Here is a 17810-nt window from a genome sequence, read left to right as displayed (position 1 = left end):
GATGTGCCCGGGGTGCGACTTTGCGCGGCGGGGAACGGCGGGGAACGGCGGGAAACGTGGGGGCGGTTAGCCGATGATCTGCTGCTTGCCGCGCTTGAGCATCTTTCGCAGCAGACCCGTGAGCTGCTCCGCCTCCTCCGGCGTGAGCACCTCGAAGATGGACTCGCGCATCCGCTCCATCACCGGGGGCGCGGCGGCGGCGAGCAGTTCCTGGCCCTCGGGGGTGAGCGCCGCGTAGGTGGAGCGGCGGTCCTCGGCGCTGCGCAGCCGCTCGGTCAGCCCGCGCCGCTCGAGCCGGTCCATCACGTGCGACAGCCGCGAGGGGGACATCCGCGTCCAGCGCGCGAGCCTGGACATGGTGATCGTATTTTCGTTTCGCGCGATGGCCAGCATGGTCAAAAACTCGGTCAGCGCGACGCTCGACGTCCGCTTCAGGTGCGCGTCCAGCTGTTCCGGCACCCAGGTAATGAACGTCCACAGCGCGATCCAGAGTTCCAAGTCGCGTTCCTCGAGCCAGTCAATGCGCTGCATGGGTAGGAGTTTAAACCACTGCCCCCACAGCAATGGGGCTTGTTTGCTTGTCGACGCCCCCAGCCACCGCCAAAAATCCCCAGCCACGCCGGTTCCGGTCCGGGAAGAAGACCGAGCGTTCGCATACCTTGGCTTTATGGCCATAAACAACCAAAACAATACGCCCGACAGCACGCACGACGTGACCGCAGACGACTTCGACCACGTCGACGTACCCGCCTACACCCCGGCGAACAGCACCGAGTACCCGGCTACCGAGACCATCTCCGAGTACAAAACCACCGAGTACCCGGCTACCGAAACCATCTCCGTGGGCCGCGAGCCCGCCTACATCCCGCCGGCCGAGCCGGTGTACGAGACGCCGGTGCCCGTCGCCGAGACCGTGGTGGAGGAGCCGGCACCCAAGCGCGGCACCATCGACCTTGGCCTGCTGCTGCTGCGCCTATGCTTCGGCGCCTACCTGATCATCACCGCGCTGTCCACGTTCTTCCGGTGGGGCGCCAACGAGGGCATCTCCGGCCTGGAGGCCGCGTACGCCGCGTACCCCTTCGGCAGCGGCCTGGCCGTAATCGTGCCCACCCTCGAGCTGGCCGCGGGCGTCTTCTTGGTGCTCGGCCTGATCACCCCGGTCGCTGCCGCCGTCGCGCTCGTGGTCACCGCCTTCAACGCGCTGCACGCGGTGGTGGCCGCGGGCAGCGACTGGAACGTGCTGAACTGGGACGCCGCGGTGTGGCTGCCGGTCGTCCTCCTCGGCATCGCGCTGGCGCTGCAGTTCACCGGCCCGGGCCTCTACGGCGTGGACGCCGGCCGCAGCTGGGCCCGCCGCCCGCTCGCGTCCTCTTGGATCTGGGCGGTGGTGGCCATCGCCCTCGCCGGCGTGATGTGGTGGTTCGGCACCGAGGTCAACCCCTTCGCGTAAGCCCCTAGAGCCCCCGAGAGCCCCCTAGTCCACCTGGCGCACGGCGCCCTTGTCGGCGCTGGTGGCCATCTTGGCGTAGGCGCGCAGCGCCTTGGACACCTCGCGCACGCGGTTCGGGGTCCACGGGTGCTCGGATGCCTCCATTGCCTCTCGGCGCTGGCGTAGCACTTCCTCGTCCACGTCCAGCGTCAGGGAACGGTTAGACACGGAGATCGAGATCGTGTCGCCGTTTTCCACCAGGCCAATCAGGCCGCCGTGCGCCGCTTCGGGGGAGATGTGGCCGATGGACAGGCCCGAGGTACCGCCGGAGAAGCGCCCGTCCGTGATCAGGGCGCACTTCTTGCCCAGGCCGGCACCCTTGAGGAATGAGGTGGGGTGCAGCATTTCTTGCATGCCCGGGCCGCCGGACGGCCCCTCGTAGCGGATCACCACTACCTCGCCTTCCAGCACCTCGTGGGCCAGGATCATCGACACGGCCTGCTCCTGGGAGTCCACCACGCGGGCGGGGCCGGAGAACTCCCAGAGTCCCTCCTCAACGCCGGCGGTCTTCAGAATGGCGCCGTCCGGGGCGAGGTTGCCGCGCAGGACCACCAGGCCGCCGTCGGAGGTGATGGGGTGCTCCACGTCGTGGATCACGCCGTTGGCCGAGTCCGTGTCCAGGCTCTCCCAGCGCGCGGACTGGCTGAACGCCTTGGTGGTGCGCTGGCCGCCGGGCGCGGCGTGGAAGAGCTCGAAGGCCTCGTCGATGGCGCTGCCGCCGCGGATGTCCCAGTCCGCCAGCCACGAATCTAGCGAGTCGTAGGCCACGGTGTGGACGTCTTTGTTCAGCAGGCCGCCTCGGTTGAGCTCGCCCAGGATGGCGGGGATGCCGCCGGCGCGGTGCACGTCCTCCACGTGCGCCTCGCCGTTGGGCGCCACCTTGGACAGGCAGGGGATGCGGTGGGAGAGCTCGTCGATGTCGCCCAGGTCGAAGTCCACTTCGCCCTCCTGCGCGGCGGCGAGGATGTGGAGGATGGTGTTGGTGGAGCCGCCCATGGCCATGTCCAGCGCCATCGCGTTGCGGAAGGCGTCCACGGTGGCAATGGAGCGGGGGAGCACCGACTCGTCGCCTTGGCCGTAGTAGCGCTCGCACAGCTCCACGATGCGGGTACCGGCCTGGGTGAACAGGTCCCGGCGGGCGGTGTGGGTGGCCAAGGTGGTGCCGTTGCCCGGAAGGGAGAGACCGAGCGCCTCGGTGAGGCAGTTCATGGAGTTTGCCGTGAACATGCCGGAGCAGGAGCCGCAGGTGGGGCAGGCACCGTTGGCGATGGTGTCCAGCTCCGAGTCCGAGACCGCGTCGTTCGCGGACAGCGCGATGGCGTCGATCAGGTCGGACTTGGGCTTGACCACACCGCCCGCGTTGATGGCCTTGCCGGCTTCCATCGGTCCGCCGGAGACAAACACCGCGGGGATGTTCAGGCGCATCGCTGCGTTGAGCATGCCCGGGGTGATCTTGTCGCAGTTGGAGATGCACACCATCGCGTCCACGGTGTGGGCGTTGCACATGTACTCCACGCTGTCCGAGATGATCTCGCGGCTGGGCAGGGAGTAGAGCATACCGGCGTGGCCCATCGCAATGCCGTCGTCCACGGCGATGGTGTTGAACTCCTTGGGCACGCCGCCGGCGGCGCGCACGGCCTCGGCCACAATGTCGCCCACATCCTTCAGGTGCACGTGGCCGGGCACGAACTGGGTGTAGGAGTTGACAATGGCCACGATGGGCTTGCCAAACTCCCGCTCCTCGGTGCCGGTGGCGCGCCACAGGGCGCGCGCCCCGGCGGCCTGGCGTCCGACGGTGGTTACTCGCGATCGAAGCGGAATCACGGTGGTTCTCCTTCTAGCTGCGTTTCGCTACGCGCCCGGGGTCGGCCGCGGGCCCGGGGTGTCCGGGTGCTCTTTGAGGTACTCCTCGTACTGCCCCTGGTCAAGCAGCACGCCGTAGCCCTCCTTGTTAATGATCTCGTATTTGCCGTCCGCGGCCTCGCTCGCCGCGGTTACCACGTCGGTGATGCGCCCGCGGGAGGCGTCGGCCAAGTCCGGCAAGGAGTTGAACGTGACGCCGGGCATGGGGTACTCGTCGCCGCTGTGGGTTGTGGCCAGCGCGCGGGTGCCCTTAAAGCCGATGCCCCGCAGGTCCTCCCACGGAATCCGAGCGTTCTTGCGAAAGAGGTACTTCACCGCGATCCCGTCCTCGCCGACGGTGGTGGAGGCGGTGTAGATCCACGCCAGCGCCGCGACGGGGAAGAGCAGCACCCAGCCGAGCTTGAGCGGCGCCCAGAGGATGCCAATCAGCGCGATGCCCGTCATCACCGCAATCGCGATGACGTGCTCGCGGGAGGGGCGAAATACCTTCTGCGCGTCGTTCATGCGTGCAATGCTAGTCAGGAGCATTTTTGCTTTGCGACGCCCCCTACCAACCCGCGCCAAAACTTTCCCCCGCATTTCCCGCCCCCGCGGGGGCAGGGCGTGTAATGTTGCGCACATGATCAACACGCGACTTGCTGTAGTACTTATTCCGATGCGGCGCTTGCCGTAGCGGTCAGTCACATCTGTAAGCCGCCCAAACCAAGCGCCCTCGAGAGCTTCGGCTCGCTCGGGGGCTTTTGTTTTGTGATCAGCGTTTCGTGATCAGCACCGACGCACCACATCGAGTTTGTACGAGTTTGTGAAAAGGAGCTTTGCATCGTGGCAACTGCACCATCAACAGCAGGCGACGCGGAGGCTGCGGCCGCCGCGCCGGCCGGGCGCGACACTGACGGGGCCACCGAGATCATCACCGGCGCCGACGCGGTAGTCCGAAGCCTCGAGGAGCTTGGCGTAGACATTATTTTCGGCCTGCCCGGCGGCGCCGTCCTCCCGCTCTACCACGCTCTTTCCCAGGCTCGGACGCTGCGGCACGTGCTGGTCCGCCACGAGCAGGGCGCCGGCCACGCCGCAGAGGGCTACGCCGCCGCCTCCGGCAGGGTCGGCGTGTGCCTGGCCACCTCGGGTCCGGGCGCCACGAACCTGGTCACCGCGTTGGCCGACGCCTACCTGGACTCGGTGCCCATCATCGCGATCACCGGCCAGGTCGGCTCGCCGCTCATCGGCACAGACGCCTTCCAGGAGGCGGACATCCGCGGTATCACTATGCCGATCACCAAACACAACATCATGGTCACCCGCACGGAGGACATTCCGGCCGCCATTGCGGCGGCCTACCAGATCGCCTCCACCGGCCGCCCGGGCCCGGTGCTGGTTGACATTCCCAAGGACGTGCAGGCGGCTCAGATGCAGTTCTCCTGGCCCCCGCAGGTGGATCTGCCGGGTTACAAGCCGAACACCAAGCCGCACAACCGCCAGATCGCTCAGGCCGCGAAGATGATCTCCGAGGCGAAGCGCCCGGTGCTCTACATCGGCGGCGGGGTGGTCAAGGCGGAGGCCCACCGTGAGCTGCTGGAGTTTGCGGAGCTGACCGGCGTACCAGTGGTGACCACCTTGATGGCCCTCGGCGTGTTCCCGGAGCACCACCCGCTCTACATGGGCATGCCGGGGATGCACGGCTCCGTCCCCGCGGTCGGTGCCCTGCAGGAGTCCGACCTGCTCATTGCCATCGGCACACGTTTCGATGACCGCGTTACCGGTGACACGGCCTCCTTCGCCCCGGAGGCGAAGACCATTCACGCGGACATCGACCCGGCCGAGGTTGGCAAGATCCGCGCGGTGGACGTGCCGATCGTCGGCGACGCGAAGCGCGTGCTCAACCAGCTCACCGACGCCTTCCGGGACTCCAGCCGCAACGCGGCCCCCAAGATTGACGCCTGGATTGAGCGTTTGGGCACCCTGAAGGAGCGCTTCCCGCGCGGCTACGACGAGCAGGAGGACGGCTCGCTGTCTCCGCAGTTCGTCATCGAGACCCTGTCAAAGGTGGTCGGCCCGGATGCCGTGTACGCCGCGGGCGTGGGCCAGCACCAGATGTGGTCGGCCCAGTTCATCGACTTCGACCGCCCGCGGCACTGGCTGTGTTCCGGCGGCGCCGGCACCATGGGGTACGCCATCCCCGCCGCCCTCGGCGCGAAGGCAGCCTGCCCGGAGAAAGAGGTGTGGGCCGTGGACGGTGACGGTTGCTTCCAGATGACCAACCAGGAGATCACCACCGCGGCGATGGAGGGATTCCCCATCAAGGTCGCCCTGATCAACAACGGCAACTTGGGCATGGTGCGCCAGTGGCAGACGCTGTTCTATGACCGCACCTACTCCCACACGAAGCTGGGCCGGGAAAGCGACTACATTCCGGACTTTGTCAAGCTCAGCGAGGCGCTGGGCGCGGAGGCCATCCGCGTCACCACCAAGGACGAGGTGGTCCCGGCCATTGAGCGGGCCCGCCAAATCAATGACCGCCCGGTGGTGGTCGAGTTCATCGTGGGCGAGGACGCCCAGGTGTGGCCGATGATCGCGGCCGGCGCGTCCAACTCCGACATGCAGTACGCACTCGGCATGCGCCCGTTCTTCGACATGGAGGAGTCGGCGGGGGAGGCCCCCGAGGACATCGACGAGGTGGTCGAGCAGCTTCAAGAAGCACAACCAGGAATCATCCAGAACGAGGAGGGGGCAGAGTAATGGCCCACGAAGACGAGCACACCCGTAACATCCTCTCCGTCCTGGTGCAGGACGTGGACGGCATCATCACCCGCGTCACCGCGCTGTTCACCCGTCGGGGCTACAACCTGGTCTCCCTGGTGTCCGCCAAGACCGAGACCGAGGGCATCAACCGGCTGACCATCGTGGTCAACGCCTCCGAGTACGCCATCGAGCAGATCACCAAACAGCTGAACAAGCTCATCCAGGTGATCAAGGTGGTGCGCCTCGAGGACGACACCACAATTGCCCGGTCGCTGCTGCTGGTGAAGGTAAACGCAAACAACCAGAACCGTGCCCAGGTGGTTGAGACCGCGAACATCTTCCGCGCCCGCGTGGTCGACGTCTCGGCCGACTCGCTCGTGCTCGAGGCCACCGGCACCCCCGAGAAGCTCCAGGCGTTCATTGATGTCGTGGAGACCTTCGGGGTGCGCGAGATGATCCAGTCCGGCCAGGTGGCGCTCACCCGCGGCCCGAAGACGATGGCGCCGTCGAGGAAGCTCCACTAGACCCCGGCGCTTTGCGAGCTTCGCGCACCCGGCGCGGCGAAGGGCGGGGAAAGGCCCTCCGGCGACGGGGTGTGTGTCATAATATGAAACAACCGTCCCAACCTATAGGAAAGGTGAGTGTTCCACTCATGGCTATTGAAGTGCTCTACGACCGCGACGCAGACCTGTCGATCATCCAGGGCAAGAAGGTGGCCATCATCGGCTACGGCTCCCAGGGTCACGCCCACGCGCAGAACCTGCGCGAGTCCGGCGTGGACGTGGTGATCGGCCTGCGGGAGGGCTCCAAGTCCGCCGAGAAGGCGAAGGAGGCCGGCTTCGAGGTCAAGTCCAACGCCGACGCCGCCGCATGGGCCGACGTGATCATGCTGCTCGCCCCGGACACCTCCCAGGCCGAGATCTTCAAGAACGACATCGAGCCCAACCTGAAGGACGGCGACGCGCTCTTCTTCGGACACGGCCTGAACATCCACTTCAAGCTGATCGAGCCGGCTGAGAACATCACCGTGGCTATGGTTGCGCCGAAGGGCCCGGGCCACCTGGTCCGTCGCACGTTCGTCGACGGCAAGGGTGTGCCGTCCCTCATCGCCGTCGAGCAGGATCCGCAGGGCAACGGCCGCGACCTCGCGCTGTCCTACGCGGCCGCCATCGGTGGCGCGCGCGCCGGCGTCATCCCGACCACCTTCGAGGCGGAGACCGTCACCGACCTCTTCGGCGAGCAGGCTGTGCTCTGCGGCGGCCTGGAGTACCTGATCACCGCCGGCTTCGAGGTGCTCACCGAGGCTGGCTACGAGCCGGAGATGGCCTACTTCGAGTGCCTGCACGAGATGAAGCTCATCGTGGACCTGATCTACGAGGGTGGCATCGCCAACATGAACTACTCCGTGTCCGACACGGCCGAGTTCGGCGGCTACCTGTCCGGCCCGCGCGTGATTGACGAGGGCGCGAAGGACCGCATGCGCGGCATTCTGAAGGACATCCAGGACGGCACCTTCACCAACCGCCTGGTGGCCAACGTGGAGGGCGGCAACAAGGAGCTCGAGGGCCTGCGCGCCGAGATCTCCCAGCACCCGATCGAGAAGACGGGTGCGGAGCTGCGCGACATGATGAGCTGGGTCAAGTCGCCTTTGACCGAAACCGCGTAGTTTCCCCAGGTCACGCCCCGCCCTCCACCACCCGGAGGTGGGGCGATCCCGCAAAAATCCCGCACCCCGCCAAAGACGACGCCGCACGCACCCGCTCCTGATACCCAGCGAGCACGTGCGCGTACGTCTTCATCGTCATCGCAACGGTGTGCCCCATCACCGCCGCCACGTCCTGCACCGGCACACCCGACGTCAAAAGGCTCGACGCGTAGTAGTGCCGCAGCGCGTGGAAATGCACCCGCTCCGCATCCGCCGCGACCGCGGCGCGCTTCACCACCACCGACGCGTGCGACGTGTTAATCGGCCGCCCCGTCTTGGTGGTGAAAAGGAGATCCTCCGGCGCGCGTCCCGCGGTGCGCTCTTCAAGCATGGGCACCAGCTCCTCGGGGATCGGCAAGTCTCGACGGGACCGCCGCGTTTTCAACTCCACCCGCGACCGCGGCGGCTGCTTACCCAGCTGCTTGCGCACCAGCAGGACGCCCGAATCGAAATCCACCTCCGAGACGTTGAACCCAGCAACCTCGCTCACCCGCGCGCCCGTACCGACCGCGACGAGCATCATGTCGGCGATGTCGGGCCGTGGCCGCTGATAGGCCGTGTACTTCGTGCCGCGCTTCTCGGGAAACTTCGACCGGCTGCTCTCCTCGTACGGCGCCCCACCCTCACGGACCAGGTCGACGACGCGGCGTATCTCGTCCACGGTGGGGATCTCCACTGGGTCGACCGCCTCGTCGTCGATCTGGACGTGGACGGGGTTACGCGCCACCAGCTCCGCGCGACGCCCGTACTCGTAGGCTGACCGTAGGTGCCGCAGCCCCATGGTCACGCCGGCGCGCTCGAGGCCCGCATCGCTGCTACTTACCCACGGGCGACCGTTAGCGAGCTGGTTCGCCCACGCCTGCACGTCAGTGTTCGACAGCTCCACCGCGGGGTAGTTGTGCAGCGGCACAAGGTTCTTGTCGCGGGTGTGTTCGTACAGGGTGCGGCTGGAATCGCGAAGGGGTCGGGAATCCAGCCAGCGGTTGTAGAGCTCGAGCACCGTGATCTTCTGCGGTGCGGTGTTCACGCCGCGTGCGGCGCGCACCTCGACGTCGGCGAGGAACGTCTTCGCCTCCCGCTTCGTGTCGAAGCTCCTGGAGTGTTCTTTGCCGCCTTTGTCGCGCCAACGCGCCACCCACCGCACCTGGCCTGTCTTCGTCTGGCGTCGCTGAATCGCCATGTAAACTCACCTTGTCTCTCGTCTAAGGGACACTTTAAAGTCGCCCCACGGTCAGCCCGCCAGCTGCCGTGGGGCGCATTTTTATTGGTACTGGGAGCAGATCGCCGGATCTGTGATGTAGCCCTGCTGGCAGCCCCACTCGGCCTGAAGGTCGCCGCTCGAGCGATGCGGGTTACCGTTCGCGTCGGTGCCGTACCCATTGACCGCAGCGCCGCCGGGCTGCAGGCCGGACTGCGACTCCTGCTCGACGTACGCCGACCCGCCCATCTTCTGGAAGCACTCCTCCGAGTAGCGGGTAGACCCATCCGACCATTCAGCCGGCCCAGGCGTGCCCTCCAGGCAGCGCACCACGTACGGCGCCGCACCCGCTGCGGGCGCAGGCGCGGGCGCTGGAATGGCCGATTCTGCTGCCGGCTGCCCGAGTTCTGCCTCCATCTTCGCTGCAACGGCGTCGCCGAGACGTCGCGTTAGATCGCCTGCTTTCTCGTACTCCATTGGCCCCTCGCAGGTACCGGATTCGACGGGAGATCCATCGGCCTTAGTGACCTTGCCGCCGTTACAGACGTAGTAGTTCCCGGTGTCGGGGTCGATGAATAAACCGACGGTGCCCAGCGCGTCCACGGGGTGCAGGTGGCTGTCGCCGGGTGCATACTCCTTCGCCTGTACCGAGGTAGTGGTCGCCATGGTCGTGGTGCTCGACGCTGACGTGGTTGAGGTTGCGGTTGAAGTGGTTTCACCGCTACACCCCGCTAGGGCGAGGGCTAGTGCGGCAAACAGGGCAGCGGGGGCGCGCTTCATGCTGCGGTGGTCCTTTCGATGTGGTCCCGCCAAGTGGCGAGCAGGGAAACAGTCACGCCGAGTTCGGCGGCGATCGCGCCGGCCTGGCCGTCGTAGATTCTCTCAAGTTCCGCGTACTCGCGCGGATCAATGAGCAACTGTGCGGCGAACAAGTCCGCACGCTGCTCGTACTTGGGGTGGTGGCCGGCGGGGTCATTGTGTGCTGCGTGGCCGAGCTCGTGCGCGAGCGTGTGGACCCGGTTGCGCGGCCCGAGCGACGGGGCGACCACTATGAGCCGCTGCGACGGGTACCACGCGCCCAAATCGCCGGCGCGGAGGTGGCCCGTGTCGTCCTCCACCCGCACGCCCAGCTCGTCTGCGAGCTGCAGAAGCTTAAGCTCCAGATCCAAAATCGTCGTCCCCTTCCTCCGGCTCCGGTGCACGTCGGTTCGCAGCATAGGGAAGCGGCTCGACAACCTCGAGGTGCTTTGTCGAACTCCTGTGCCCAGCCTCCTCTTCGAGAGCGGTGATGACCTGCTCGAGGCGGATAGAGGATGCCGTGACATCGACGCTCGCGTTCCTGGCGAGACGAACCGCTTGGCGCAGCTCATCGAGTGTGCTGTCGCCGGTGGCGCCGGCTTCCTCCGGGGTGATGAAGCCCGCGGCGACGAGAGCGTCGAGGACGTTGGCTTCGTAGGCGCGCGCGAGCTTTACGGCGAAATCTGCGTCGGCGCGGGCGCCCTGCTTCCAGCGAGTAAACGCGGACTTATCGAAACCAGCCTTTGCCGCCGCTTCCGAGTAGGTGTCTTCGCCGATTAGGGCTTCTACGTAGTTCCACCAGTTAGTGCTTTCCATGCCCTTAGCTTACGTTGCGTGCGTGCAATTCTGCAAGTGGTAGGCCCAACCCAACATGGTGTTGCGCAGCAACAACGTTGTGTGTAGGGTGGCTGTTGTTGCAAAGCAACGCGGAGATGTGCAAGAACAACGGAGGTTCAATGGAAACGATTCACACCGTTCGGGTGAACCTCAAGTGGCTCGATGAAGCTGTCGCAGCCGAAGGCTCGGCCACAAACTTGGCCAAGCGCCTCGGCGTCTCACCGTCCACCATCACCCGGCAGTACCGCGAGCAAGCGGAGGCCAGCCCCCGGCTCATTGGAGCTGTGCTGGTGAACTACCCCGTCACATTCCAGGACGCTTTCGACGTCACGGAAGAACAAGTGAGGGTCAGGCGCGCGCGAATGGTCAAGACAACCGCCGCCTAACCCCCTTAGAAACGAAAGGAGGCGCCCTGAATGCAGCAGGAAGCCAACGTCGAGATTACACCGTTCGATTTCAACGGCACCAACGTGCGCGTGGTCGGCGACGCCGATACACCGATGTTCGTGCTCAACGACGTGGCGAACGTCCTCGGCATCAGGAACATCGGCAACGTCGTGAACAGGCTCGATAAAGCTGACATCCGCCGAATGGATGTCAGGTCTGGCGGCCAAGTCCGCAACATGGTCACCGTCAACGAGTCGGCGCTCTACGAAGTCGTGCTTCGAAGCGACAAGCCGCAGGCGCGCGAGTTCTCACGCTGGGTCACCCACGAGGTGCTGCCCTCGATCCGCCGACATGGTGGATACCTCACGGAGCAGAAGATCGAGGACGTGCTCGCGGACCCGGACACCATCATCAAGCTCGCGACTGACCTTAAGGCGGAGCGCGCCCGCCGCGCCGAGCTCGAGGCGCAGCAGCGTGAGGACGCGCCGAAGGTGCTGTTCGCCAACGCGGTCGCCACCTCGAAGTCCGAGATCCTCGTCGGTGACCTCGCAAAGATTCTCAAGGGCAACGGCATCGACATCGGTGCGAACCGCCTGTTCTCGTGGATGCGCACGAGCGGGTTCCTGATCAACCGCAAGGGCACCGACTGGAACATGCCCACCCAGCGGGCAATGGAACTGGGCCTGTTCCGCGTCAAGGAAACCGCCATCACCCACTCGGACGGTCACGTGACGGTGAATAAGACGCCGAAGGTCACCGGCAAGGGCCAGCAGTACTTCATCGAGCGGTTCCTGGACGGCCGCTTCAACCCCAAAACCGCAGCCTAACCACCTACAAGGAGAAACCCATTATGCATGCTGCTGTTCGTCAGTCCCGTTCCCCGGAGGGCGCGTTCACGTTGGATGTGCTGCACCTCGCGAATCTGGCGGGGGAGGAGCGCGAGGGTGTTCTGCACCGCGCGATCCGTGCGCTCGTCCGTGAGGTTGCCGCGGTGCACGACCCGGAGGACGTGTCGCTCGTGTTCAACGACCTGCTCAGCGAGATCGACCCGGCCTGGCGCGTGAAGCTCAACGAGGAAGGGGCGGGTGAGCCGCTGTGAAGCTCGTCAAGAACGCCACCGTCGATAAGTGGCTGACCGGCTGGGCGAAAGCCTCAATCCGAGCCCACGACTTGGACGCCGCAGTTGACGCCGCGACTCGCAAGCAAGCCCAGGGCGAAGCCGTCGCCTACGCCCGCATCTTCCTAGATCTCGCCGGCGGCAGCTATGGCCGCTACTGGGAGCGGTTCCTCACGGCCCGGAACAACCGGGTCGCAGAGATCCGTGACACGTACCGCGCGGAGCTGGAAACCGTCGCCATGCACCAGCGCCGCACCACCGAAACCCCTTAACCCACCCTTTGAAAGGACCCCACCCATGAGCACCAAAACCATCAAGACCGACGCCCAGGTACGCGAAGACGCGGAAATGTACCTCAAGCACTTCGAGCACGACTCGCTGATGCGCTTCGCGTTGGCGCTCGTCGTGCGCGAGGAGGTGAAGAAGCGCCTGGAGAAGGAGGGCAAGACGTTCGATGAGGACTCCGCCGCGGAAACGTTTACGGCCTGCGTGGTGGTGATCCGCTCGCTGCTCGATGACATCCTCGGCGTCGGGGAGGAGTGCGACTGCGCGCCGGGCGAGTGCGAGAAGGACAACCGGGTCGCGGAGGCGGAGCAGCGCCGCAAGGACGATCACGTCGAGGCGAAGGAAGACGCAGCCGCCGGCGTAGACCCGGAGGAGGACGCCGAGGACGACAACACCGATGCGGCCCCCGAGGATGCCCTGAAGCTGGACGCCAGCCAGGAACTGGTGGACGCCGCGATCTCGCTGCTGCTGCGCGCACTCGACTAACCCCCAACCCTGCCTCGGCATAGGGCGTGATGCTGCCGATCGGATCGGCGCCGGGGTACTAGGGGCGGGCGTCAACAGGTGGGTTGCGGTTCATGCGCCTGAAAGGGCAACCCACGACCGGGTACCGCTTCCGCCTGAGAGGTTGCACCTGCGCCCGCCCCGTCCCCAACAAGAAAATGGGCCGCCCAGCTTGCCCCTGGACGGCCGCGATCCTCCGAAAGGAAAACGCACATGAATACTACCAAACCGGCCCCCGAGTGCCGTACCTACTCGGCGGCGGAGACCGCCCGCATCCTCGGTATCGGCAAGTCCACGCTGACCGACCACGTGCGCGCAGGCACCGCCGACCACCTGCAGCCCATCCGCGTCGGGGAGGCCCTGCGCTTCCCCATGACCGTGATCGACGACCTCGCTGGAGGTGCGGCATGAGCAATGACGAACTGACCGCCCTCGCCGAGGCCGTAGGTGTGCTCCACGACCCGGACGCCCCGCCCACCCTGGCCGACATCGCGTGGATGGCGATTACAGCCCTATCGACCTACGCCTGCCTTGTTCTGGCGGGCCTTACCCAAGGAGGTGCGGCATGACCGCAATCGCCTATTTCGTCATCGCGCTGTGGTTGACCGCGCTCACCGCGGCGTCGCTGTTCCTCGCCGCCCGCATCGGCCAGCACGAGGACCTGATGCTCGATCTCCGACTGCTGATCGCGGATCTCAACGAAACGCTGGAGAAGCGCCGCATGGTCACGATCGACGTGCCGAAGCCCCAGTTCACCTCGGGCGAGATGGACAAGCTGAAGGAGGCGTTCGGCAATGCCAACGATCGTTAAGTCCCCGCCCGCGCCGGGCACCGCGGAGTGGTTGGGCCAGATCACCGCGTCGAAGGTGCCGGCGATCCTGGGCGTGAGTCGCTTCAAGAGCCAGTATGCGCAGTGGCACGAGATGGCCGGGTTGACGCCGCCGGCGCCGGTGGACGAGGACCGCATGAAGTGGGGCCACGTCGCCGAATCGTCGCTGGCGAGCTGGTGGCGGTACAAGAACCCCGGCTGGCTGTTGAATCCCCGGCGTGGCGGCACGTTCGAGCTGGCCTACACGAACCCGGAGCTGCCGTTTCCGAACATGGCAACGCTGGATCGTCGTGCGTACCGCCCGGACGCGCCGCGCGCGGAGCGGTTTAGGATCCTCGAGCTGAAAACCGCCGGCACCCTTGCCGACTGGGGCAGGCCGGGGGAGGAGGACTCCATCCCCGCGGACTACTACACGCAGGTGCAGTTCCAGATGGGCGTGTCTGGCATCCATTCGGCGGATGTGGTGGTGCTTGGCACCTCGACCCGCCCGGAAATCCACCACGTGACGTTCAACGATGACGAGTTCGCCCGCATCGTGGACCGCTGCGTCGACTGGGTCGCCAGCCTGGAAATGGGCATCGCCCCGGCCCTGGATGACCAGGAATCCACCTACGTCGCGATCCGCGGTAAGCACCCGAACATCCATGACGGGGAGGAAGTGCAGATCAACGCCGCCACCGCAGTGCGCCTCCTCGACACCGTCGTCGGCCTGGACGAGGCGGAGAGCGCATTCAAGGAGGCTCGCAGCGAGGTCGCCGAGCTCATGGGCGAAGCGAAGTACCTCAAATGCGGCGACGTGAAGATCGCCGACCGCCGCGCGAAAACCGGGGGCACCCCGTACGTCCAGTTCAACAAGAAAGCCAACCTCGAAGGAGACCACTAATGACTGAAGTAGCAACCACCCAGACCGCCGGAGACCTTGTCGGCACCGAGCAGGACCGAGGTATCCACCGCGAGGGTGACCTGTCGAAGTACTCCACCTCGGAGCGCGACCAGCTGCGCGCCCTCGCCGGCCTGGACGAGGCATCCGACGCCGATCTGGACATGCTCGCCGCGGTGTCTCAACGCACCGGCCTCGACCCGTTCCTCAAGGAGATTTACCTGGTCGGCCGCAAGACCAAGACCGGCGGGTACCGCGGGGAGCCGGAGCGATGGGAAACGAAGTGGACTGTGCAGGCTGGTATCGACGGTTTCCGCAAGGTCCTGTTCCGCACCGCTGAAATCAAGGGCCTGGGCCACGAAATTGGGGCGCCTGTGTTCCTCGATTCGGAGGGCAACGAGCGCCGCGTCTGGCTCAAAGATTGGGGCTATCCTGCGGCCGCGCTAGTAAGCGTGCGCCTGGGCGACTCCATCGGCCACGGCATCGCCACCTGGGATGAATTCGTACAGACGAAGCGCGACGGCTCCCCGAACTCCATGTGGGAGAAGATGGGCCCGACCATGCTGGCGAAGTGCGCGGAGGCACAGGCACACCGCAAGGTCAACTCGCTGACCTCGGGCATGTACACGCCGGAGGAGATGGGGCAGGCCGACAACCCCGGCCGTGTTCGCGCGGAGGCGCGCCGGGTTGATAACCCGGGCCGTGGATCCTCTGGCCTGCGTGCCGCGCTCGAGGCTGCGGAACCCGCGCCGGCCACCGAGGCCGAGCTGTCCGAGATGGCGCTGCACGCCAAGTCTGACATCGACAACGCCGAGGACCGCGACGCGCTGACCGGCATCATGCAGCAGCTCAAGGGCAACTTTGAGCAGGCGGAGTACGACTTCCTGTACTCGGCGGGCACCGCGCGCTGGAAGGAACTCGCCCCCGCCCCGGCCGCCGAGGGCCAGGCCGAGGACGCCACTGGCGCGGAGGTGATCGACGGTGAGTAACGAGCAGGAGCGTCTCGCCCGCCAGTGGGCGGAGCGGGTTAAGTCGGTGCCGGAGGTGAATTACGGCCCGGAGGCGAACGCTGCCGCCGATTTCATCCTCGCCAATACCGCGCCGGACATGCCCGAGCTGAGCAGGTGGGACGGTGTGGAGATGGACGGCCGTGAATGGGTGGTGTGGTCTGTAAGCGAGACCGGGGCGCTAGTTCTGGTCGCCGCTGACGGGAACGCCTATGCGCACGACTTCGCGGAAAACACAACCCCGAACGGGAAGCGGTACGAACTGCGCGAGGTGCCAGAGGAGATTGACCAATGAGCTACATCTACTGCCTGCAAGTCTTGGACACCGACGGCCAGTGGCGGTTCACCGACGGCGACCACGTAGCCTCCAGCCCGCACGAGGTGCTTTGGGGCGACCTCGACCAGGCCGAGGAAACCCTGCGCGCCATGTCCGCAGACGTGTTCTGGGACGACTGCCGCATCGTGCGGCGCCGCGCCGGCGACATCGAGGTGATGGGGAAATGAACCATCAAGCCGTCACCTACCGGGTCGCGTGGGATGAGACGAAGCGCAACCGGATCGATGAGGTGCGCACCCTCAAGGAAGCCCAGGACGCCGCCCGCCGGATCAGTACCGCGAGCAACGTCCAGAACGTCCGAATCGAGAAGATCACCCGGACCGTCACCACCGAGGAGGTGACCAACAGTGCAGAAGTGGAAGGTGCGTAAGAACAACCCCTACCTCGGCGGGTGGCGCGTGCTCGGCCCGTTCGGCAGCGTGCGGCACGAGGAAACGTTCTCCGACGCTATCGACTGGCTGGACCGGGAACTGCGCACCACAAAGGTGGTCATGCGCCCCGACTACACCGCCGACCCGACGGTGCAAGCCGTGGGGCGCGGCCAGGAACTGCTGATGTTCGTCCACGAGGACAACGAGCACGCCGGCATCACCGCCCACACAGGCGGGATGATCCGCTTCCCCCTTGGGCTGCTGCCGGAGCTGGCGAACGCCGCGCTCACCCTCTACAGCCAGCACCTCTGCCACCTCCACCGTGTGGGGCTGGGCGAGGTCATCGACCCGATTATCGAGGAGACGAACAAGTGATTGATTACGAGTACCGGGCGGGTGCGCTGGTGCAAGACCCGGAGCTGCGGTTTACTCCGAACAGCGGCACCTCGTGTCTGAACCTGCGTCTGGGTCAATCCGCTTCGCGCTACAACGACCAGTCCGGCCAGTGGGAGCGCACCAAGGAGCACTACTTCGATGTGGTGGTGTGGCCACAACGCCGGGGCGACCAGACCATCGACCTGCCCACCTTGGCGAACAAGGTGCTGCGCCGCGGCATGACCGTGGTTGTGCGCGGCCAGTTCCACACCCGCAAGTACGTCAACAAGCGCGGCGATGACGTGTACGCCACGGAATTCGTGGCCGACCGGATCTTCGTCGACGTCCTCGACCTGGACGCTGGCGACGCGCAGGCAGCCGCCGCCGGCGAGGATGAGCCCCCGTGGATGCGTGACCGTGTCAGCTCTTAGCCCCACCCGCACGCTCGCGCTGCGCGTCTCCCTGGACGTGTGCGCGGACGCGCACATATTCCCCACCCTGGGCCTCATCGAAGCCCTGACCGACCTGTTCGAGGGCGCGTTTACCCGCGCCGATTTGGAGGTGCTCTGTGGAATCACCGACCCCGAACCCACGTAAATGGCGCGTGTACACGCTGCCCGCCTCGCGTGGCATCTGGTTCATCGCCAAGCCGACTGCGGACGGGCGGCTCACCACGGTCGCCAGCACCAGCTCACACCGCGCCGCAATGGCCTTCGCCGACCTGTGCGCCCGCGGCGTGCCGCATACCCGCGCCCACAGCGTGGCAGAAGCCATCGAGCGCGGCGACCCGCTCGCCAAGATGCACGCGTCCACTGCGCTCCTATGGGCGCTGCAAACCGCGGCCCCTGGGAGGGAGTGACCCACCGTGTCCTGGTTCAAAGTCGACGATGGTTTCTATGACCACCCGAAGGTTGAGGAGCTACCGAATGCGGCCGTTGGGCTGTGGGTAAAAGCGGGCACCTGGTGCGCCAAACACGAGACGGACGGGGTGATCCCAGCGTCCCGGGTGAAGGCGCTCAAAGGCACCGCGAGTCAGATTCGAGCGCTAATTGAGTGCGGGTTGTGGTGTGAAACCACTACCAGTTTGGG

Annotated in this window: 28 protein-coding genes; 21 read left to right on the top strand and 7 right to left on the bottom strand. The window is 66.0% G+C overall.

Annotated features, from left to right (window positions below):
- Positions 1–66: 66 nt before the first annotated feature.
- Positions 67–531: a MarR family winged helix-turn-helix transcriptional regulator gene (locus BN4252_RS05550; protein ID WP_066527313.1), complete on the bottom strand. Its 465-nt coding sequence runs from the start codon at positions 529–531 to the stop codon at positions 67–69.
- A gap of 136 nt (positions 532–667) precedes the next feature.
- On the opposite strand from BN4252_RS05550, the gene BN4252_RS05545 reads away from it, so the two are divergent.
- Positions 668–1450 carry a DoxX family protein gene (locus tag BN4252_RS05545; protein WP_066527311.1) on the top strand — a complete coding sequence of 261 codons (783 nt, stop codon included), beginning with the start codon at positions 668–670 and terminating at the stop codon, positions 1448–1450.
- Between the two features lie 24 nt (positions 1451–1474).
- Here BN4252_RS05545 and ilvD read toward each other — a convergent pair whose 3' ends face one another.
- Positions 1475–3313, bottom strand: coding sequence for a dihydroxy-acid dehydratase (gene ilvD / locus BN4252_RS05540; RefSeq protein ID WP_066527309.1), 1839 nt, complete (start codon positions 3311–3313; stop codon positions 1475–1477).
- A gap of 27 nt (positions 3314–3340) precedes the next feature.
- Positions 3341–3856 (bottom strand): PH domain-containing protein, encoded by a 516-nt coding sequence (locus tag BN4252_RS05535; protein ID WP_066527301.1) that lies wholly within the window; start codon positions 3854–3856, stop codon positions 3341–3343.
- A gap of 405 nt (positions 3857–4261) precedes the next feature.
- On the opposite strand from BN4252_RS05535, the gene BN4252_RS05530 reads away from it, so the two are divergent.
- The 3 genes from BN4252_RS05530 (at position 4262) to ilvC (ending at position 7757) form a co-directional block, all read left to right on the top strand.
- The gene (locus BN4252_RS05530) at positions 4262–6088 is read left to right on the top strand and encodes an acetolactate synthase large subunit (protein ID WP_066529161.1); all 1827 of its coding nucleotides are present in this window, start codon (positions 4262–4264) and stop codon (positions 6086–6088) included.
- Positions 6088–6615 (top strand): acetolactate synthase small subunit, encoded by a 528-nt coding sequence (gene ilvN, locus BN4252_RS05525; RefSeq protein ID WP_066527298.1) that lies wholly within the window; start codon positions 6088–6090, stop codon positions 6613–6615. Before BN4252_RS05530 ends, ilvN begins: the two co-directional genes overlap by 1 nt.
- Before the next feature lie 128 nt (positions 6616–6743).
- Positions 6744–7757, top strand: a complete 1014-nt coding sequence (gene ilvC / locus BN4252_RS05520) for a ketol-acid reductoisomerase (RefSeq protein ID WP_066527296.1) — start codon at positions 6744–6746, stop codon at positions 7755–7757.
- A gap of 10 nt (positions 7758–7767) precedes the next feature.
- On the opposite strand, the gene BN4252_RS05515 is transcribed toward ilvC, so the two are convergent.
- From BN4252_RS05515 to BN4252_RS11295, 4 genes are all read right to left on the bottom strand, one after another.
- Complete coding sequence (locus BN4252_RS05515; RefSeq protein ID WP_066527288.1) at positions 7768–8976, bottom strand: tyrosine-type recombinase/integrase; 1209 nt, start codon at positions 8974–8976, stop codon at positions 7768–7770.
- A gap of 81 nt (positions 8977–9057) precedes the next feature.
- A complete protein-coding gene (locus BN4252_RS05510; protein WP_143341174.1) occupies positions 9058–9660 on the bottom strand; it encodes a hypothetical protein in 603 nt (200 codons plus the stop codon).
- A 110-nt stretch (positions 9661–9770) separates the two neighbouring features.
- Entirely contained in the window at positions 9771–10163 is a 393-nt protein-coding gene (locus BN4252_RS05505; protein ID WP_066527281.1) for an ImmA/IrrE family metallo-endopeptidase, read from the bottom strand.
- Positions 10147–10608 (bottom strand): hypothetical protein, encoded by a 462-nt coding sequence (locus BN4252_RS11295; protein WP_066527277.1) that lies wholly within the window; start codon positions 10606–10608, stop codon positions 10147–10149. The genes BN4252_RS05505 and BN4252_RS11295 overlap by 17 nt, the downstream gene beginning before the upstream one ends.
- Positions 10609–10748: 140 nt before the next feature.
- Between BN4252_RS11295 and BN4252_RS05500 the strand changes: the two genes are divergently transcribed.
- From BN4252_RS05500 to BN4252_RS05430, 17 genes are all read left to right on the top strand, one after another.
- Entirely contained in the window at positions 10749–11015 is a 267-nt protein-coding gene (locus tag BN4252_RS05500; protein ID WP_066527272.1) for a hypothetical protein, read from the top strand.
- Between the two features lie 30 nt (positions 11016–11045).
- On the top strand, positions 11046–11843 hold the full coding sequence (locus BN4252_RS05495) for a phage antirepressor (RefSeq protein WP_066527269.1): 798 nt from the start codon (positions 11046–11048) through the stop codon (positions 11841–11843).
- A 23-nt stretch (positions 11844–11866) separates the two neighbouring features.
- The gene (locus BN4252_RS05490) at positions 11867–12115 is read left to right on the top strand and encodes a hypothetical protein (RefSeq protein WP_066527266.1); all 249 of its coding nucleotides are present in this window, start codon (positions 11867–11869) and stop codon (positions 12113–12115) included.
- On the top strand, positions 12112–12405 hold the full coding sequence (locus BN4252_RS05485) for a hypothetical protein (protein WP_066527264.1): 294 nt from the start codon (positions 12112–12114) through the stop codon (positions 12403–12405). The genes BN4252_RS05490 and BN4252_RS05485 overlap by 4 nt, the downstream gene beginning before the upstream one ends.
- Positions 12406–12430: 25 nt before the next feature.
- Positions 12431–12904 carry a hypothetical protein gene (locus BN4252_RS05480; protein ID WP_066527255.1) on the top strand — a complete coding sequence of 158 codons (474 nt, stop codon included), beginning with the start codon at positions 12431–12433 and terminating at the stop codon, positions 12902–12904.
- Between the two features lie 231 nt (positions 12905–13135).
- Positions 13136–13333: a helix-turn-helix domain-containing protein gene (locus tag BN4252_RS05475; RefSeq protein ID WP_066527251.1), complete on the top strand. Its 198-nt coding sequence runs from the start codon at positions 13136–13138 to the stop codon at positions 13331–13333.
- Complete coding sequence (locus tag BN4252_RS11175; protein ID WP_154670154.1) at positions 13330–13491, top strand: hypothetical protein; 162 nt, start codon at positions 13330–13332, stop codon at positions 13489–13491. The genes BN4252_RS05475 and BN4252_RS11175 overlap by 4 nt, the downstream gene beginning before the upstream one ends.
- Positions 13488–13733 (top strand): hypothetical protein, encoded by a 246-nt coding sequence (locus BN4252_RS05470; RefSeq protein WP_066527246.1) that lies wholly within the window; start codon positions 13488–13490, stop codon positions 13731–13733. Before BN4252_RS11175 ends, BN4252_RS05470 begins: the two co-directional genes overlap by 4 nt.
- The gene (locus BN4252_RS05465; RefSeq protein WP_066527245.1) at positions 13717–14634 is read left to right on the top strand and encodes a YqaJ viral recombinase family protein; all 918 of its coding nucleotides are present in this window, start codon (positions 13717–13719) and stop codon (positions 14632–14634) included. Before BN4252_RS05470 ends, BN4252_RS05465 begins: the two co-directional genes overlap by 17 nt.
- Positions 14634–15620, top strand: a complete 987-nt coding sequence (locus tag BN4252_RS05460) for a recombinase RecT (RefSeq protein WP_066527244.1) — start codon at positions 14634–14636, stop codon at positions 15618–15620. The genes BN4252_RS05465 and BN4252_RS05460 overlap by 1 nt, the downstream gene beginning before the upstream one ends.
- On the top strand, positions 15613–15933 hold the full coding sequence (locus tag BN4252_RS05455) for a hypothetical protein (protein WP_066527237.1): 321 nt from the start codon (positions 15613–15615) through the stop codon (positions 15931–15933). The genes BN4252_RS05460 and BN4252_RS05455 overlap by 8 nt, the downstream gene beginning before the upstream one ends.
- Entirely contained in the window at positions 15930–16142 is a 213-nt protein-coding gene (locus BN4252_RS05450; protein WP_066527231.1) for a hypothetical protein, read from the top strand. Before BN4252_RS05455 ends, BN4252_RS05450 begins: the two co-directional genes overlap by 4 nt.
- Positions 16139–16345, top strand: coding sequence for a hypothetical protein (locus tag BN4252_RS05445; RefSeq protein WP_066527226.1), 207 nt, complete (start codon positions 16139–16141; stop codon positions 16343–16345). The genes BN4252_RS05450 and BN4252_RS05445 overlap by 4 nt, the downstream gene beginning before the upstream one ends.
- Positions 16323–16721, top strand: coding sequence for a hypothetical protein (locus BN4252_RS11290; protein WP_066527224.1), 399 nt, complete (start codon positions 16323–16325; stop codon positions 16719–16721). The genes BN4252_RS05445 and BN4252_RS11290 overlap by 23 nt, the downstream gene beginning before the upstream one ends.
- Positions 16718–17152, top strand: a complete 435-nt coding sequence (locus tag BN4252_RS11285) for a single-stranded DNA-binding protein (RefSeq protein ID WP_066527221.1) — start codon at positions 16718–16720, stop codon at positions 17150–17152. The genes BN4252_RS11290 and BN4252_RS11285 overlap by 4 nt, the downstream gene beginning before the upstream one ends.
- Complete coding sequence (locus BN4252_RS05435) at positions 17139–17318, top strand: hypothetical protein (RefSeq protein ID WP_143341173.1); 180 nt, start codon at positions 17139–17141, stop codon at positions 17316–17318. Before BN4252_RS11285 ends, BN4252_RS05435 begins: the two co-directional genes overlap by 14 nt.
- Positions 17290–17580: a hypothetical protein gene (locus tag BN4252_RS05430; protein ID WP_143341172.1), complete on the top strand. Its 291-nt coding sequence runs from the start codon at positions 17290–17292 to the stop codon at positions 17578–17580. The genes BN4252_RS05435 and BN4252_RS05430 overlap by 29 nt, the downstream gene beginning before the upstream one ends.
- Positions 17581–17810 lie beyond the last annotated feature (230 nt).

This window comes from Corynebacterium bouchesdurhonense, from assembly GCF_900078305.2.
Classification (GTDB): domain Bacteria; phylum Actinomycetota; class Actinomycetes; order Mycobacteriales; family Mycobacteriaceae; genus Corynebacterium; species Corynebacterium bouchesdurhonense.
This window is presented reverse-complemented; position numbering and strand designations above follow the sequence as displayed.